The organism is Bradyrhizobium sp. MI1.4, assembly GCF_055811315.1.
On the sequence record NZ_JBVVPP010000018.1, the window covers coordinates 21804 to 37500 of the forward strand.

A 15697-nucleotide genomic window follows, 5' to 3' on the forward strand; every position below is an offset into this window, starting at 1 on the left:
GTGTTGCCGGCGTCGCTGCCTCGCCATACGGGCGCAAGCGATGCCAGCTCATGAGAATCCGATGCGGATTTTCATGGAGGGATGTGCGGTCGGGTAATAGCGCCGGCCTTTTTCGGCGCTGCCCAACAACCGCGGCCGCACCCCGGCCTTGTGCATGGTCAGCGCCAAGGCGATGCAGAACTGCACCAGTTCGAGCCATACCAGGTGGTAACCGATGCAGACGTGTGGGCCGGTACCGAACTGCAGCATATCCACCGGCCGGATCGGCTCCGTGCGTTGCAGCCACCGCGCCAGGCGGAACTGATCAGGCGTCTCGTGCAGCAGCGCCGAGGTCGAGAAATGCAGCAGCGGGATGCACAGATGGGTGCCCGCGGGAATGCGCCGTTGGCCGAGTTGCAATTCCTGCAGCGCCCGACGCGGCAGGAGCGTGGTCGTCGGATGCACGCGCAGCGTCTCGCGGAACAGGGCCTCGGCGACCGGACACTGCGCCAGGTCCGCGTGCCGGGTCGGCACCGCGCCCACGCGTTGCGCCTCCTCGACCAGGGCGTCCCACAGCACAGGCTGCCGCGCCAGCTCGATCACCATCCAGGCCATCGTCGAGGCGGTGGTGTCGTGACCGGCAAGCAGCAGCAAGCGGATATTGGCGACCAGGACGTCATCGGAGAGCGCATCGTCGCTGCGATCGAAGGCGCTCACCATGTCGTTGATCAACCCGGTGCGCGCGGCATGCGCGCGCGCGTCGCGGACGAACTGGCGCAACTGCGCGTCGATCCAGTCGCGGGCGGCGCGGCCGCGCCGCAAGGGCAGTCCGGGCAGGTCGACCGGGGGCGCGACGATCAACTGCAGCAGTTGCCGGTACTTGCGATGCCATCCCGGCAAGTCCTGCGCGGGGATACCCATGAGGCTGAAGATGAGCTTGAGCATCAGGTCGCCGGTTTCGCGCAGGATGGTTACGTCGCCGCGGTCACGCCACGCCTGCACCCGCGCCCAGATGACGGGCGCGAACAGGTCGCCGATCCCGGCCTGAGTCAGCCCTTTGGGCAGGAACGCCGCCTTGATCGCATCGCGCGCCTGCCGGTGCGCGCCGCCGTCCTGGGCGACCAACGTTCCGCCAAGTAATTCGGGCGCGATCTCTTCGATCAGCGCCGAGGACACGTCCTTGTGCCGGAGCAGTGCGAACGCATCCGGATCCACGCACGTCATCAGGTGTCCGGCAGGGCCGAAATCCAGCCAGAAGTGGCTGCCCAGCATCCGTTCCGCGCGCCCCAGCAGGCGCGGCAGGTCGCAGACGATGGCGGGAAGATGCCCGACCAGGGGGAAAGCGCCGGGCACGACCGGGATGTCGTACCGCCGCCGGTGCCGACGAGCCAGGGGGTTGAGCAGCATGTCCATCAGCAGCGCGGCGCCGCAGGCGCTTCGGCGGTGTTGCCGGCAGGCCGCGCGGCGCGGCTGTTGCCACCGTCGGCGTACGTCGGCACATGCGCCAGCATGCCGCCGTCAATGCACACCACCTGGCCGGTGATGAACGCAGCATCCTCGGAAAGCAGGAACGCCACCAGCGCGGCCACGTCCTCGGGACGGCCGACGCGCGGCAGGAGCTGGTGCCGGCGCAGATGCCGCTGCATGCGCTCGTCCAGCTTGGCGAGGAGACGCTCGGTCATGATGAGACCCGGCGCAACCGCGTTGCAGCGGATCTGCGCATGACCGTACTGGGTGGCGAGCGAGGCCGATAGCATGTTCATCGCCGCCTTCGACGCGGCGTAGGACGTCTGCGCGGTGTCACCGCTGAGCCCCTGGCACGACGACATGTTGACGATGGCGCCGCCGCCGCGGGCGATCATCCGTGGGATGGCCTGCCGGCAGCAGAGCAGGCTACCGCGCAGATTGGTCGCCATGGTCTGATCCCAGACCGCCAGGTCCAGGTCGAGGATCGCTCGGTCGCGCGGGGTCAGATGCATGGCGCTCGCGTTGTTCACCAGCAGGTCGACCCCACCGAAGTGCCGCTCCGCCGTCTCGAACAGCGCTGCCACCGCCTGCGCATCGGCGATGTCCATCGCCAGCGCCAGCGCCAGGCCCGCTTCGGCCGCGATCTGCGCGGTGCAGGCGATGGCCGCCGAGCCATCAATGTCGGCCACCACCACTCTGCCGCCTTCGCGCGCGATGGCTAGGGCGCATGCCTTGCCGATGCCGGCGCCGGCGCCGGTCACCACGGCCACCTTGCCTTCAAACCGTCCGATCGTGTCCTCGTGGATTGCGTTGGTCTTTCGCGGCATGCCGCTCGGCCTCACCGGAGAAGGCGCGGGGTCGGCGCTGGCGCGCTCGTCATCGCCAGCGTCGCTTTCGATGACCCGAATGGCGGCGACCGGGCACTGGCTGGCCGCGAGCCGCACGGCGGCGTGCAGCACCTGCGGGACCGTCGCCACGCACACTTCCGCCACGCCGTCCGGTTCGCGCTGGCGAAAGGTGCCCGGCAGCGTCAGCACGCACTGCCCGGTGGTTCCGCACAGATCCTGGTCGACCACGACGCGCATCTCAGCCCCCGTGCTCATGCAGCCGCACCGGCAGCGCGCGGAATGTCCTAAGGAACGCGGAGGGCTCCCGGGTGGGCTGCTCGGCCAATGCCAGCGTGGGGAAGCGCGCCTGGATCCGCGGCAGGCTCTCGGCCAACTGCACCCGGGCCAGTTGCGCACCGAGGCAGAAGTGGATGCCGTGGCCGAAGCTCAGCATGATCTTCCCGTCGGTCGACATGCCAGGACTGGTGCCGTAGAACCGCGCGGGATCGAAGCGGTCGGGGTCGGCGAAGGCGTCCGGGTCGCGATTGCCGGCCGCGATCAGCACGCGCACGTCCGCGTTCTTCGGGATCACCACGCCGCCTAGTGCGATGTCGCGCTGGGCGATACGCGGAATGGAGCTGAACATGGCGGGCGCGTCGCAGCGCAGGACTTCTTCGACGAATGCCTTCACCCGCGCGGCGTCTCCCTGCAGCCAGTGCCGCTGTTCGGGATACGCCAGCATCGCCAGGACCGCATGGTCGATGGTCGCGGCAGTGGTGGCGAAGCCGCCCAGCAGCATGCCCCACAGCATGCTGATCAACTCCGCATCCGACAGCGTGTCGGCATCGTCCTCGTGTGCGCCGACCAGTATCGACACGATGTCGTGGCGGGGATCGGTGCGCTTGCGCTCTATGAGGTCGCCGAAGTAGGCCTGCACGCTGGCGCTGGCCGCGTCCGCCGCGGCGAGCTGGGGATCGCTGGCGTGCGGGCTTAGGCCTTCCAGAATGGCGCCGATGCCGGCGGCGAGCCCGAACATGTCGTCTTGGGGCATGCCGAACAGTTCGGCGAAGATTAGCATGGGCAAGGCCAGCGCGAATTCCCGATGCAGGTCCACCGCCTCCCCGCGCTCCAGCGCGGGCGCCATGCCGTCCAGGCGCGCTGCGACGATGCGCGCGATGCTCGGCCGCAGGTCGTCGATCTGGCGCATGGTGAAATCGCGCGAGATCAGCCGGCGCAGACGCGTATGCGTCGGTGGGTCCTTCATCGCCAGCGTGGACGCCAGCAGATTGAGCGACAGGCTGGTCGCCGCACGCGGGAAATAGCGCGCGAGTTCGCCGGGCGCCGGCCCCCGAAACGCATCCCCCGTGGCCTTGAGCGCCCAGTAGATGTCGGCGTGGCGGCTCAACAGAAAGAGGCCCGACGCCGCGCGATGCACCGGATCGTGCTCGCGCAACCATCGCAGGAACGGATACGGGTCGTCGATGCACGCTGGCGAAGCCAGTTCGGCGAAGGCGTCCCGGCATGCTGCTGTGGTTTCTTGCACGTCCATCTTGCTTAGTTGTTGGCTGGCTGATCTGAACGGCGCGCGCCAGGCGCGCCGGCAAATTGCGGAGAAGATCGCGACTCCCAGGGGCGTCCGCGCATCACCAGAGCACCGGCAACTCTTCGAACCCGCCAGTGATGATCTCCTTGCGCAACTTCAGTTCTTCGGGCGCCACGGCCAGGCGCAGCGCGGGAAAGCGCTGGAAGACCGAACCGAACACCACTTTGAGTTCCAGCCTGGCCAGCGCCATGCCGAGGCAGTAGTGCGGACCGTAGGAGAACGCTAGGTGCGGATTTTCGTCGCGCCCGATATCGAAGATTTCCGGGTCGTCGAAATGGCGCGGATCGAACGACGTCGCCGGCAGTCCGACCAGCACCTTGCTCTCCGCGGGAATATGCACGCCGGCGATGGTCACGTCGGTCCTCGGATAGCGCATGATGCCGTCCCAGCCCACGCCCGCCGGGTACATGCGCAGGATTTCCTCCACCGCCGTGTCCACCAGGGATGGATCGCCGACCAGGCGTTCGCGCTGTTGCGGATGGCGGAACATGGCCAGCAGGCCGAATTCGATCTGCGCGACGGTGCTCTCGTGCCCGGCCACCAGCATGCCCGCGGCCAGGCCGATCGCCTCCTCCTCGGTCGCCTTGCCCTGGTCGACCGCCGCGAGCAGATCTGTCAGCAGGTTGTCGCCCGGATCCTGGCGCTTGTCCCGCATCTTTCCGCGAATGTAGGCGCGCAGTTCTTCCCAGGCCAGGCGCGACGCGCTGCGCGGGCCGCTTTCGTGCTGGTGCGTCATTACCTCGTCGGACAGCCCGGCGAAAAACGCGTGATCCTCGTAGAGCACGCCCATCAGCGCGCTGATGACCATGGCCGGAAGCGGAAAGGAGAGGTGGCGCCGCAGGTCGGCGGGCTGGGGCTGGGCCGCGAGTGTCTCGAACAACTGCGCGGCGATCGCCTCGACCTGCTGCGCGAGCAGCTTCACCCTGCGGTCGCTGAAGGCCGGCGCCACGATCGTGCGTAACCGTGCATGCTCGCCCCCCTCGTGCGAGACCAGCCACCCCGGCGAACCGAGAATTACCGAATCCGGGGTGAATGCCGCCGGCGGCATTCCCGCGGGCCGGAACGCCGCGTCGGACAGCACCGCCTTGGCCTCGTCGTAGCCTGTCACCCACCAGCCTTCGTGCCCGGACGGGAAGCGCACGCGGTGGATCGGACCGTTGGCGCGCAGCGCCAACATCTTGGGCGAGGGCTCGATATGATCGACGCGCCACATCGGCAGCGTCGGCAAGGATTGTTCGGACATGGTTACACTTCAGTCTTTACGCGATGGAAGGGCGGAAGGTGACCGGCAGGCGCTGCGGGCTTCACGTGCGCTTGCGTTCACTTCAGTTCGTCGATGATAATCGGCGGGGAAGGCGGCCGGACCCTAGGGCCTCAAAGTGGCTTTAGCCAACTACCGAATCTTGTAGTGGCGTCCTAAACTAAACGCCTGGCGGCGCAAAAAACATGCGGAAAACTCTGTCGCCACGCGCTGCAATACGGAAACCTATTTCCGATGCGTATCCGCCTATGTTGGTTGGCTACATGCGCGTGTCGTCGGACTCCGACCGCCAGAGCACGGACTCGCAGCGCGATGCGCTGCTCGCCGCCGGCGTTGATCTGGTGACCGGCCTGGGGTTCGCCACGACGACGACGATGGTATTTCGCAAGGCTGATAGAGGGCCCGCGTTGATTTTCGATGCAAACGTTATCAACGCGATCGTTGATCCTTCGGGCCCTTGGGAAGCTCATTTTCAAGAACAAGATCCCTTCTCGGCTCAACGAACTTCCATGCGAAAGGCGTGCTGAACTATAGCAACTACGTCGAGGAAGCAGCGGGGCTTGCACGACAACACCTTTCGGGACAATAAGCTCGCAAAGGAAGCAGGTCCGTCAGCCGTCCTGGAGGGCAATGACAGCCGCTGCAAAGAGCCCGGGCTGGCGCTATTTCGTCGTAACGCGTACCGGCGGTGAGCTGAGGGCCCGCAATCCACTGCTGTCGCGGTATACCGGCTCGCCCGTTATCTCGATTGATGCGACGCTCGCCGCCAAGGCGGCCAGCACGGCTTCGCCTTCGAGCCGCGCGACCATCTGCCCCACGCAGCCGTGGATCCCGGTGCTGAAGCCGATATGTCCCGAAACGCGCCGGGCGATGTCGAACTGGTCGGGCCGTTCCCACCGCGTTTCGTCGCGATTCGCCGAACCGGCCTGTACACTGCCTCGAGGTCCGCAATCAGTCGCTCGACTTCTGCAAGCCAATTTCGGCAAGGCCGGCGCGTAATACTACTGGATATCGAGGGCATTGATCACCCGAGGTCCGCGCGAACCGGATCCGGAAGTCGGTTGGTGCGGAGAACACGTTCTCAACCGATCTTTAGCGCTTTCGACGCAATGGCCACCGAGTTGGGCCCGCTGATCGAGAAGGTCTGGCGGCACTGGGAGGACAAGGACTGCGCGGGCCCGGACCGTCACGCTGAACGCTCAAGTCAACGATTTGGACATCATCACGCGCAGCAGGTCCATGCCGATCGCGATTTCGAACCACAGCGAGCTCGAACACTTCTCGATCGCTGCTTGAAAGCGAGATGCCCGCTTCAAAGCCGTTCGGCTTCTTGGGAGTATCGTTGTCCTCGCGCCATGGTGAGGGGCAGGCTGAGCCGCAACTCGGCCTGCCGATTTGAGAGGCGCAGTTTCGAGCAGGATTTCAGGAAGGGGCGCAGGCGCGGGTCGTGTGCAGCGCGGCAGAGCTCATTGGTTAACATTCGTGAATCCCCAAATCGAAAGACTTGCGGTAGGATCAGGTTTTTCCGAGGGCCGCACCCATGTTTGAACAAGCGACTACCGCTCTATTGCGAGCGGTGCTCGACGAGGTCTGCGAAAAGCTACCACGCGACGAGTCCGGCGCTCGCACCCACGTGGCCTGCAAGATCCTGGAAGCCGCAAAGACCGGCGAAACGACCCCGGACGAGCTGCAGCAGATCGGCCGGATAGCGCTGACAGAAGCGCCGACGATGTGGCGTTGATCGGGCGGGTCCGGGGTGAATTTCCAGGTCACAGTCTTGAAAATCCTGGTGAGTTATCCGGAAGGATTCGCCGTGATGGCGGACCTCAAGCGCGACATGGCAATCCTCGCCACCAGCGGCCCGGAATGGGCCGAACGCACCAAGCGGCTGGCCGCGCGCGTGCCCGGGCTCGACATTTTTTCGGACGGTCTCGTTGAGCGTCAAAACGGCGGCTGGAGGATTACTGTGAAGGGACGAGCCGTGCTCGAATCCATGGAGGCGCGCCGGACCGAACACGAACCGGTCGAGAAGGTGCTAGTGGAAACGGCCGGGCCACCAGTGCCATCCTTGCCGCTCCCGGCAGAGCGAGCGAAGCGACGGCGCCAGCGTCGCCGCGAAGCCCGCGAACCCGCGCGAGCGCATGCATCTTAAGTGGACAGGGCGCGGCGGCAGCCCAACTCATTGACCAAAGAGTAGATAGCTCCGGTCGATGCCGCGGCGATCCCGCGTCTCGCCGGTCCAGCCGACAGCTCGGCGATAGCTGCCCATCGCGCCGTTCGCTTGAGTGCCCTGACGTCGACGGGCTTGTTCTCATCGGCGAAGGGGGAGACCCAGAGCGCATCCTCGGGACAATAAAGCTCGCAAAGGAAGCAGGTCTGACAGTCGTCCTGACGGGCAATGACCGCAATTCCATAGGTGCCCAGTTTGCCGTGCATCGCCTTCCATACGCTATCGTAATCGGCGAATGCGAAGCCGGTGTTCACGATGCCCGCGCTCGGCACCAGGTGGCAAGGATCGATGACGATTGGTTGAAGAACTCACGCCGCCGCTGCGTACCTGGGGCCTTCGGTGTCGGAGCCGAGCTGATTGGCCGGAAACAGCCTGATCTCCAGCCGGCCGCTCGTCGCTTCGCGGATCGGTCGATCGCCTCTTGCGCCGATATTCACCGGATGGGTCGGATCCTGTCCGGTCGCGAACTTCTAGACGAACTCGGCGGCAGACGCCGGACGGGTCAGAATCCTGCAGAGAGGTACGGCCGTAGCCGCCCTCAACAGCGAACGGCGGCTGATGATTCCGGGCTTCGAGACAATCATGTTTTACTCCTGATCCTGCATTGACGTTGCTGCCGACTGCAAGCTGCGCTGGCGTGCAGCCTTCCGGGCTCTTCACCGGCTTTCGATCGCCGGCATTTGGGCAAGAGCCATCGCTCGCCGCCGCAATATACGGCGGGCGTAGCTCCTCAAGGGGCTTCCCTTGATTGGCGCTTAGCGCCGGTGCACTAAAGCCACTGCTTGATCTGGCTTGCGACCTCTGCGGTGGAAATCCCGTAGCGGTCGTGCAGTGTCGGAAGTGCGCCAGCGTCAAGGAATTCGTCCGGCAATGCGATCTGGCGGAAACGCCGATGAACGCCTGAACGCATCAGAAGTGCAGCAACCGCCTCGCCAAGTCCGCCAACTGTGGTGTGGTTTTCGGCAACAACGACAAGGCGGCCCGGCTTGCCGGCTTCACGCAAGATCGTCTCAGTGTCGAGCGGCTTAATCGTCGGAACATGCAGCACCGCGGTATCGACGTTGTCGCGCATCAAAGTTTGCGTGGCCTCGAGTGCACGCATTGTCATGATGCCGGATGAGATGACCAGGGCGTCCTTCCCGTCACGGATCAGTTTGGCCTTGCCGAGTTCGAATTTGTAGTCATATTCGTCGAGCACGACCGGTACTTGGCCGCGCAGCAAGCGCATGTAGACCGGCCCGCGGTGCGCGGCGATGGCGGGCACCATTTGCTCGATCTCATGGGCATCGCAGGGATCGATGACGGTCATGTTTGGCATCGCGCGAAACAGGGCGACATCTTCTGTGGCCTGATGGCTCGGGCCATAGCCCGAGGTCAGCCCCGGCAGCGCGCAGACGATCTTCACGTTGCGATCTTCCTCCGCGATCGTCTGGTGTATGAAGTCGTAAGCCCGTCGCGATGCGAACACGGCGTAAGTGGTCGCGAACGGCATGAAGCCTTCGGCGGCAAGGCCCGACGCTGCGCCGAACAGAAGCTGCTCGGCCATGCCCATCTGATAATAACGGTCCGGAAATTCCTTCGCAAAGATGTGCAGGTCGGTGTACTTGCCGAGATCGGCCGTCATGCCGACCACCTCAGGGCGGTGGCGTGCGAGCTCGACGAGCGCGTGTCCAAAGGGCGCAGGCTTCGTCTTCTGTCCCTCGGACGCGATCGACGCGATCATGGCGGAGGTGGTCAGGCGCGGCTTGCCAGGCTGAGGTGCTGATCTGACGGTTTTCATGCCTGCCTCCCGGCTTCGAGCGCGGCAAGCGCGAGCTGCCATTCGTACTGCTCGACGCGGATGAAATGGCTCTTCTCGCGCTGTTCCAGGAAAGGAACGCCCTTCCCCATCAGAGTGTCGGCGACGATCATCCTCGGCTTGGGCTCGGGATGGGATTTGGCGGCGTCGAACGCTGCAACCACGGCATCGAGATCGTTGCCGTCGATCCGCTGCACGAACCAGCCGAAGGCCTGAAGCTTGTCGACCAGCGGCTCGAAGGCCATGACCTGCGTGGAAGGACCATCCGCCTGCTGATTGTTGACGTCGACGATGCCGATCAGATTGTCGAGCTTGTAGTGGCCTGCCGACTGGATCGCTTCCCAGACGGAGCCTTCGTCGAGTTCGCCATCGGAAAACAACGTGTATACCCGCGCCTCGGATCTCTTGCGCTTAAGTCCTAGGCCCATGCCAACGGCAATGCTCAGCCCGAGGCCAAGCGATCCGCCCGACATTTCCATTCCGGGCGTGTAGGAGGCCATGCCCGACATCGGCAGGCGGCTCTCGTCGCTGCCATGGGTTTCGAGTTCTTCCTCCGGGACAATTCCCGCTTCGATCAAAGCTGCGTAAAGTGCGATGGCATAATGTCCGTTGGAGAGCAGAAAGCGGTCCCGGCGGTCCCATGACGGATCTTCAGGCCGGTAACGCATGGCGTGGAAGTAGGCCACGGCGAGAACATCGGATATGTCCAGCGCCTGCGCGATATAACCCTGCCCCTGGACTTCGCCCATGCGCAGCGCATTGCGGCGGATATTGTAGGCGCGGTCCGCTAGCTTGGGCGCGTTGATAAGCGTATTGGTGGGCGTTTCCATCGATCTGGACCTTATCTCGCTGGGCTCAGTGGATAAGCATGCCGCCGTTGACGTCGATCACGGCACCCGTGACGTAGGCAGATAGATCGGAGGCTAGGAAAGTGTAGATACTGGCAACGTCTTCTGCCGTGCCGAGGCGATTGAGCGGAATGCCTTCCAGAATTTTCGCTCTCATTTCATCGTTCAGCTTGCCTGCCGTAATATCCGTGCCGATCAGGCCGGGCGTGACGCAGTTGACGCGAATCCCGTCAGGGCCGAACTCCCGCGCCATCGCCTTGGCGAGGCCAAGGACCCCCGCTTTCGCAGCCGAGTAGTGTGGGCCGCCGAAAATGCCACCACCGCGCTGGGCCGAGACGGACGACATGCACGCGATCGACCCGGACTTTCGTGCGCGCATATGCGGGATCACCGCCTGCGACAGAAACAGGATACCCTTGAGGTTGACGTCCTGAATTCGATCCCAATCGGCCGGCGAAATGTCCAGGAACTTGACCGGCTGGGTGATCCCGGCATTGTTGATCAGGATATCGATGCGTGCGAAGGTTTCGATCACGCGGGCGACTCCCTGTTCGCAGAACGATTTGTCGGCGACGTTGCACGCCAGTCCAATGTGGGACTTTCCAAGCGATGCCGCAGCGTCCGCCGCGGCGCCCGCGTCGATATCCAGAATGGCCACCCGAGCGCCCTCGGCGGCGAATCGCCGGGCGGTGGCAAGCCCGATCCCGCGCGGCGAGGCCGCGCCCGAAATGATTGCCGTCTTACCGCTGAGCAGCATCAATTCCTCCCGCAAATTGTTCTTCCTTGCTGGATTTAGGAATGACGCGCGGAGGCCGGCTGTACTAACGCACAGTTGTCATGGATCGATGAATCTGGTTCACTTATCGGATGCTCTCGAAGATCCCGATATCCTCAATTCGTGCCTTTGAAGCCGCAGCCCGGACCGGATCGTTTCGCGATGCGGCGAATGAGCTTCACCTGACGCCGAGCGCCGTCAGTCACGCGATCCGCAAGCTGGAGGCCACGCTTCGGACCGTTCTGTTCGAGCGCAGCGCGCGGTCTGTGCGGCTCACGCCTGCCGGCGAAAATCTGATGCGTCACACCGGGGCGGCGTTCGATCAGCTCCGCCGCGGCCTTGAGGAAGTCGCTGCGCGCGGACCGCAACTGGTGCGCGTCCACTCCGCCCCAAGCTTTGCTGCGCAATGGCTGGCGCCACGGCTTGCGCAGTTTCTCGCTGCTTACCCGAAGCTCGAGGTTCGATTGGCCGCAAGCACGGATTATGCGCGCTTCAGCAACGATGATTTCGATATCGATATCGTCTACGGTCCGCCGCGCGCAGAAGGCGTCGAGATTGTTCCTCTACCGGAAGAGACGGTTACCCCGCTCTGCTCTCCCTCGCTCGCAAAATCGATAGGGAAGGCCGCTGATCTGCTCGATCAGACGCTCATCCGCTCAGACGTGAAGCAGGTGCAGTGGCATCAATGGTTCGCCGCGAACGGATTAGAAGCCCCCGCCCTCCACGGCATGAGGTTCGATCGGAGCTTTCTTGCAATTGCGACCGCTGCGGAGGGATTGGGAGTGGCGTTGGAATCAACCCTCCTGGCCGAGCGTGAACTGGCCAATGGGCGATTGGTTGCCCCATTGGCGGGACGCGCGAACGATATCAGTTACGTCGGTCACCGTCTCATCTATCCGCGCGCCAGCCGACAAAGATCGGCCGTACGCGCGTTTGCAGACTGGCTGCTCGCGCAACTCGACGGCGAACACGCCCGCTCCTCGCGATGAACTGCAGGTCTGGCTGGAGCTTGGTTCAGGGCAAACCTCTGCTTGGCGCCGAACAGCAACCTTCGCCGCCGGGGCGTCCCGCGCCTGCGGAGAACCTCAAATCATGCATTCTTCATTGGTCTGGCAGCGAGCTATCGTTGATGCTCGCCGATCCATCTCTACAAGGCGATCATCGATGTAGCGCCTGAGCGCCGCAGCCGCGTTCAACATATAGACAGCATTGAGATCACTTCCCACACGTCACGGCTCGCGCGCGCCTGCAAACCGTTCCAAGAGGCGCTCGACGCCAGCAGGCGCGAGCCGATCGCAAGCCAGCGGATTCTGCTCGCAGGAGGCGACGGCGAGCGCATCTCTACCCAAGCGATGCAACAGTGAAGCTCGCTTGCCAGGTCGCGCGCCTCATCGACTGGTCGGCGACCCTGGAGGCCCTGGCAGAGCTGGGGGTCAGCAGGGGTGCTGGACCTCGATCCGGGACATGCGCTCGCCGAATTGACGCAGGCCTTCCTTCCGGACGTCCGTTGCTACGCGGCCGATGGATTTCACACTTTCGATGGGCTTCGAAACTGGATAGCCTCTCAACAACGAAGATGCTCAGCCCCTTGATTCAACGAGGCGATCTTCCACGGCCCTCGGGCCGGCCTACCTACGTCATGGGGAGATGGTAGCTGACCCGCAAGGCCATCACTGGTCGGGGGTTGGGATGTCAAAGCCGAGCGGTAGAGCGGTATGTGACGATTTCTTTCAATGACTCACAGAGTTGGTCTATTCTGGACTTCAAAGTACGAGCGGATAGGTAGACCAGAACGGCAATGGCAAGGCGCCGAAACATCATCGCAATTCCCTCGCTGGGTTCTCTCGACAAGACCGCAGGCCGGGTCGGACAACAACTCACGCAGGCACTTCGCGAGGCGATATCAAACGGGATCTTGAAGCCGGGCGAACGGCTGCCGTCCACCCGCACCCTCGCTGCATCGCTCCAACTCGCGAGGGGTACGGTCATCGAGGCGTTTGGTCAGCTACATGCGGAAGGCTACCTCGAAGCGCGCGCCAGAGGCGGCACGATCGTGGCGAACGTCAATGGCGACAGCGAACTCGTGAGCCCACCGCAGGCATTCATCGAGCCGCCGCGGATCGGCCTTGTGTTGCGGGAGAACGTCGCCCGTCTTGCAGAGGTCGTGCAAACTCTTCGGCCCCAAGGGACGATGCCATTTGCAATCGCTCATCCGGCAGGCGCGGTCGCCCCGGATGACAAGTGGCGCCGTCTCGGTAATCGCGTCCGAGCGCTGCGCGTGGCTGCCCCGTCGGGATACATCGATCCGAAAGGATTGCCTGATTTGCGGCTCGCGATTACTGATTACGTTCGTAAAGCCCGTGGAGTGAAATGCGAGGCCGGCCAGGTCGTGATCACGGCGGGTACGCAGCAGGGTCTTTTTCTGGCTGCAACCGTTCTTCTTGCGGACGGAGACGCAGTATGGGCGGAAGACCCCGCCTATCCCGGTATTGTCGCGGTTCTCGGAAACTTCAACGTCCAGACCTCTCGGATTCCCGTCGACGCGCAGGGCATCGACGTCCACGAAGGCCTCGTCCGATGCTCGAAGGCTCGGGTCGCGTTCGTTACGCCATCGCATCAATATCCGCTCGGCATGCCGATGAGCATGGCGAGACGCACGGCTCTGCTGTCCTGGGCCCGTCAAAACAATGCCTGGATTGTCGAGGACGATTACGACAGCGAACTTCGCTACGCGGGACATCCATTTCCGTCCCTGCAGGGATTCGATCCTACACGTGTCGTCTATCTCGGGACGATGAGCAAAGTGCTCTTTTCCTCCATGCGGATCGGATACGCCATCGTTCCCCTTCCGCTGGTGGAGGCGTTCGCAGGCGCCCGTGCTCTTATTGACCGCCATTCTCCGACAGCCGATCAATATGTGCTCGCGCAATATATGCGCGAGGGCTATTTCGAAGCTCACATACGGCGCATCCGGGGCGCTTACGCAGAACGGCGCGCGGCCCTGATCTCCGCCATTAAGGCAGAGCTGCCGTCCTGGACAGCGCTCCAACCAAGCGACCAAGGTATGCACCTGGTGCTTTGGCTTCCTGCCGGCCTCGACGACGTCAAGCTAGCCGAGCAAGCACAGAAGGCCGGGCTGGTTGTGCGACCGATCTCGCCCATGTATGCGGAATCCGAGGCAAAGCGGCCACCGATTCCGACGGAAGGCGGCCAGCGATTCCGATCGAAAGCGGCCACCCAATCCGAACGAAGGCGGCCACCCTGTTGATAGGGTGAGACGGGGGGCGTTGTCGGCAATCTGAACGGGGCAAGGTCCCTCCTTTTGCGGTTCACGCAATGGGAGGTCCGATGCCCGCCGAGAGATTGCCGATGCGGAAGATTCGAGAAGTTCTACGCCTGAAGTATGCCTGTGGGGTGAGCGATCGGGTGATCTCCCGATCGGTCGGGATCGGTCGCACGGCGATCGCGGAGTATGTCCGCCGCGCCGCGGTGATCGGCATCACCTGGCCGATACCGGAGGAGCTCGACGACACAGCACTGGAGCGCAAGCTGTTTGCGCCAGCCGGCTACAACCCGCCGCGATCGAAGCCGCTTCCGGATTGGGGGCATGTCCATGCCGAGTTGCGCCGCCGCAGCGTAACGCTGGCGCTGCTGTGGGAGGAATACCGCGGCCATCATCCCGACGGCTACGGCTACAGCCGGTTCTGCGACCTCTACGTCGAATGGCGCCACGGCATCACGGCGACCATGCGGCAGACCCACGCGGCCGGCGAAAAGCTGTTCGTGGACTTCGCCGGCGATACCGTGCCGGTGTTCGACGGGCTTACCGGGGAGGTGCGCGCCGCCAAGATCTTCGTCGCGGTCATGGGAGCGTCGAACTACACATTCGTCCAAGCCCGGTTCAGCGAGGCGCTGCCCGACTGGATCGGCGCCCATGTGGATGCGCTCACCTTCCTGGGCGGAGTGCCGAAGGCGCTCGTCTGCGACAATCTGAAGGCCGGGGTGACGGTGGTGAGCCGCTACGAGCCAGGCGTCAACCGGACTTACCAGGATCTTGCCACCCATTACGGCACCACCATTATGCCGGCGCGGCCCCGCAAGCCGCGCGACAAAGCCAAGGTGGAGGCGGCGGTTCTTATCGTCCAGCGATGGATTTTGGCGCGGCTGCGCAACCGGCGCTTCTTCTCGCTCGCCGAGTTGAACGTTGCGATCCGCATCCTGGTCGACGAACTCAACGCCCGCCTGATGCGCAAGCTCGGTGCCAGCCGCCGCGAGTTCTTCGACACCATCGATCGTCCGGCCCTGATGCCGCTGCCGGCCGAACCCTATCAGTACGCCGAATGGCGTCGTGCCCGTGTAGCGCCGGATTACCATGTCGAGGTTCAGGGGCACTTCTACTCGGTGCCATCCCGCCTGATCCGCCAGGTCGTCGAGGTGCGGGCCACCGAGGCAACCATCGAGGTGTTCCATCGCGGCACCCGGATCGCCAGCCACGCACGCTCAGGCGTCAGGCGCCGCCACACCACGATCCCCGAGCACATGCCGAGCGCACATCGCCGATACGCCTTCTGGACGCCGGCACGTCTGCTGGCCGCCGCCGAGAAGATCGGTCCGTCCACGATCGCGCTGTGCCAGGCGATCATGCGGACAAAGCCCCATCCCGAGCAGGGCTTCCGATCCTGTCTCGGCATCCTGCGGTTGGAAAAGACCTATGGGACGCAACGTCTGGAAGCCGCGTGCCGCCGTGGGATCAGCATCGGCTCAGCGAGCTATCGGTCGATCGCCTCGATCCTCAAGACCGGCCTGGACAAAGCCTTCCTTCCCGACACCGCCCCCGAGGCCGATCCCATCCAGCACGGCAACATCCGTGGCCGCGGCTACTACCACTGACCACCAACAAGGAGACCTT

14 protein-coding genes and 3 pseudogenes are annotated in these 15697 nt (G+C 64.1%); 6 read left to right on the forward strand and 11 right to left on the reverse strand.

Going from position 1 to position 15697, the window contains the following annotated elements; all coding sequences use genetic code 11:
* Positions 1-48: 48 nt before the first annotated feature.
* From AC0L23_RS20920 to AC0L23_RS20940, 5 genes and pseudogenes are all read right to left on the reverse strand, one after another.
* The gene (locus AC0L23_RS20920; protein ID WP_219682276.1) at positions 49-1392 is read right to left on the reverse strand and encodes a cytochrome P450; all 1344 of its coding nucleotides are present in this window, start codon (positions 1390-1392) and stop codon (positions 49-51) included.
* Positions 1392-2237 (reverse strand): SDR family oxidoreductase, encoded by an 846-nt coding sequence (locus AC0L23_RS20925; RefSeq protein WP_310473303.1) that lies wholly within the window; start codon positions 2235-2237, stop codon positions 1392-1394. The genes AC0L23_RS20920 and AC0L23_RS20925 overlap by 1 nt, the downstream gene beginning before the upstream one ends.
* Positions 2224-2531: pseudogene (locus tag AC0L23_RS20930) on the reverse strand (ferredoxin). The gene AC0L23_RS20925 and the pseudogene AC0L23_RS20930 overlap by 14 nt, the downstream one beginning before the upstream one ends.
* A gap of 1 nt (position 2532) precedes the next feature.
* Positions 2533-3822 carry a cytochrome P450 gene (locus AC0L23_RS20935; protein WP_219682274.1) on the reverse strand — a complete coding sequence of 430 codons (1290 nt, stop codon included), beginning with the start codon at positions 3820-3822 and terminating at the stop codon, positions 2533-2535.
* 94 nt (positions 3823-3916) lie between these two features.
* Entirely contained in the window at positions 3917-5119 is a 1203-nt protein-coding gene (locus AC0L23_RS20940; RefSeq protein ID WP_219682273.1) for a cytochrome P450, read from the reverse strand.
* Positions 5120-5322: 203 nt separating this feature from the next.
* Here AC0L23_RS20940 and AC0L23_RS20945 point away from each other — a divergent pair, with 203 nt between their 5' ends.
* Positions 5323-5664 carry a recombinase family protein gene (locus tag AC0L23_RS20945; RefSeq protein ID WP_446479881.1) on the forward strand — a complete coding sequence of 114 codons (342 nt, stop codon included), beginning with the start codon at positions 5323-5325 and terminating at the stop codon, positions 5662-5664.
* 135 nt (positions 5665-5799) lie between these two features.
* Here the strand turns inward: AC0L23_RS20945 and AC0L23_RS20950 are convergent.
* A pseudogene (locus tag AC0L23_RS20950) lies at positions 5800-6060 on the reverse strand (cytochrome P450); the annotation flags it as partial.
* Between the two features lie 617 nt (positions 6061-6677).
* On the opposite strand from AC0L23_RS20950, the gene AC0L23_RS20955 reads away from it, so the two are divergent.
* Both AC0L23_RS20955 and AC0L23_RS20960 read left to right on the forward strand, forming a co-directional pair.
* Complete coding sequence (locus AC0L23_RS20955; protein WP_473357381.1) at positions 6678-6878, forward strand: hypothetical protein; 201 nt, start codon at positions 6678-6680, stop codon at positions 6876-6878.
* A gap of 15 nt (positions 6879-6893) precedes the next feature.
* Complete coding sequence (locus tag AC0L23_RS20960; RefSeq protein WP_473357382.1) at positions 6894-7289, forward strand: hypothetical protein; 396 nt, start codon at positions 6894-6896, stop codon at positions 7287-7289.
* On the opposite strand, the gene AC0L23_RS20965 is transcribed toward AC0L23_RS20960, so the two are convergent.
* The 5 genes and pseudogenes from AC0L23_RS20965 to AC0L23_RS20985 all read right to left on the reverse strand — a co-directional run bounded on the left by AC0L23_RS20965 (position 7286) and on the right by AC0L23_RS20985 (position 10770).
* On the reverse strand, positions 7286-7573 hold the full coding sequence (locus AC0L23_RS20965; protein ID WP_473357423.1) for a hypothetical protein: 288 nt from the start codon (positions 7571-7573) through the stop codon (positions 7286-7288). The genes AC0L23_RS20960 and AC0L23_RS20965 overlap by 4 nt on opposite strands.
* Positions 7550-7951 (reverse strand): annotated as a pseudogene (locus AC0L23_RS20970) (TRAP transporter substrate-binding protein); the annotation flags it as partial. The gene AC0L23_RS20965 and the pseudogene AC0L23_RS20970, both read right to left, overlap by 24 nt.
* A 185-nt stretch (positions 7952-8136) precedes the next feature.
* The gene (locus AC0L23_RS20975) at positions 8137-9147 is read right to left on the reverse strand and encodes a transketolase family protein (protein ID WP_473357383.1); all 1011 of its coding nucleotides are present in this window, start codon (positions 9145-9147) and stop codon (positions 8137-8139) included.
* On the reverse strand, positions 9144-9995 hold the full coding sequence (locus AC0L23_RS20980; protein ID WP_473357384.1) for a transketolase: 852 nt from the start codon (positions 9993-9995) through the stop codon (positions 9144-9146). Before AC0L23_RS20980 ends, AC0L23_RS20975 begins: the two co-directional genes overlap by 4 nt.
* Before the next feature lie 25 nt (positions 9996-10020).
* The gene (locus tag AC0L23_RS20985) at positions 10021-10770 is read right to left on the reverse strand and encodes an SDR family NAD(P)-dependent oxidoreductase (protein ID WP_473357385.1); all 750 of its coding nucleotides are present in this window, start codon (positions 10768-10770) and stop codon (positions 10021-10023) included.
* Between the two features lie 110 nt (positions 10771-10880).
* Here AC0L23_RS20985 and AC0L23_RS20990 point away from each other — a divergent pair, with 110 nt between their 5' ends.
* The 3 genes from AC0L23_RS20990 (at position 10881) to istA (ending at position 15678) form a co-directional block, all read left to right on the forward strand.
* Positions 10881-11777, forward strand: coding sequence for a LysR substrate-binding domain-containing protein (locus AC0L23_RS20990; protein WP_473357386.1), 897 nt, complete (start codon positions 10881-10883; stop codon positions 11775-11777).
* Positions 11778-12586: 809 nt separating this feature from the next.
* Positions 12587-14056: a MocR-like pyridoxine biosynthesis transcription factor PdxR gene (pdxR, locus tag AC0L23_RS20995; protein ID WP_473357387.1), complete on the forward strand. Its 1470-nt coding sequence runs from the start codon at positions 12587-12589 to the stop codon at positions 14054-14056.
* A gap of 80 nt (positions 14057-14136) precedes the next feature.
* The gene (istA, locus tag AC0L23_RS21000; RefSeq protein ID WP_007599102.1) at positions 14137-15678 is read left to right on the forward strand and encodes an IS21 family transposase; all 1542 of its coding nucleotides are present in this window, start codon (positions 14137-14139) and stop codon (positions 15676-15678) included.
* The last annotated feature ends 19 nt before the right edge of the window (positions 15679-15697 follow it).